Origin of the sequence: Methylophaga sp. UBA5088 (assembly GCF_002414625.1) — a bacterium.
Taxonomy (GTDB): Bacteria; Pseudomonadota; Gammaproteobacteria; order Nitrosococcales; family Methylophagaceae; genus Methylophaga; species Methylophaga marina.
The window spans coordinates 2608-3814 of sequence record NZ_DIAC01000021.1; the positions used below are offsets into that span (position 1 = coordinate 2608).

A 1207-nucleotide genomic window follows, 5' to 3' on the forward strand; every position below is an offset into this window, starting at 1 on the left:
CCTCAGGCAAAATCCAGCTTTGGTAGCTGTGCCCTGAAAATTGATAACCGAAAAGTTGAACCACCCGAAGCGGCCAAAGGTGTCATAGCGAGGACTTATCTGTACATAGAACAGCGTTATAAACGTTATAAGATGAGTAAACAGCAGCGAAAGTTAATGGAAGTCTGGAATAAACAATATCCCGTTACTGAATGGGAGTGCAAACGAGCTGAACGTATTCATCATATTCAAGGAAATATAAATATCTTAGTTAACAAGCAATGCCTGAAATAATCTGACTCTTTATCACAGATTAGATAATTTTAAATTTGGGAGCAGGCATCGGTTAGCCTAATACTTTTCACTATACGCTCAAATATGGAGTTACTCATTGCAGGAGATTAATGATGAATAATGATTCAAAAAACTATGAACTTAATGACGGACATATTTTAGAGGCTGCTGATAGACTGCATGTCGCTTGTGTATATATTGACGAATTTTTGATGAAACACCCGCTTATAAATTCAGTTCCAGAGTTTCAAAACGAAATCGACAAGACCATTATTATTTTGTCGGATTTGTATCAAAAAATTTCTGGGTTTGATGAAGCTGAAGAGCTGACAGAAAAATATAAAATAAAGTGACTGAGTTTGAGAAAGAGTTTGAGTTTATTCGGGAGATGATTTTAATCAGCATGTAACGAGTACTCACGGTTCTTAATTTCAGGCAAAGTATAGTACAGTCGCACAAATGCAATTATCCATAGGCGAAATTAAGGAAGTCTCTGGAGTCAAAGAATATGGTTATCCCTGAGGTCTTTCTATCTACATGATATGAGAGACGGTATTAAGAGTAGTGACATGTTTTCACTGTTGCAAATGATTAATAGTTAATATATTTTTTAGTTTGAACATGGAAACAGACTTGAAAATCTTAGGAGAAATGAAACATGGCTGGTAAGTTCGAACTTTATAAAGATAATGCTGGTGAGTACCGGTTTCGTTTGTTAGCAGGCAACGGACAAAATATTCTGGCAAGCGAGGGATACACCTCTAAATCTTCTTGTGAAAATGGCATTGACTCTGTTAAAAATAATGCACCACTTGATGAGCGTTATGAAAGAAAAGAGACTTCTTCTGGTAAGTTTATGTTTAACCTAAAGGCTGCTAATCATCAGGTTATTGGAACAAGTCAATCTTATACATCAGCGGCATCTAGAGATAAA

Annotated in this window: 3 protein-coding genes; all 3 read left to right on the plus strand. The window is 36.0% G+C overall.

All coding sequences use genetic code 11. The annotated features are described in order from the left end of the window. Positions 1-273, plus strand: a 273-nt coding sequence (locus B4K20_RS02735) for an endonuclease (RefSeq protein ID WP_289281794.1), incomplete at its 5' end; no start/stop codon positions are given. Between the two features lie 113 nt (positions 274-386). Further along, positions 387-626: a hypothetical protein gene (locus B4K20_RS02740; protein ID WP_289281795.1), complete on the plus strand. Its 240-nt coding sequence runs from the start codon at positions 387-389 to the stop codon at positions 624-626. 305 nt (positions 627-931) lie between these two features. Continuing rightward, the coding region (locus tag B4K20_RS02745; protein ID WP_289281796.1) for a YegP family protein at positions 932-1207 on the plus strand (276 nt) is incomplete at its 3' end.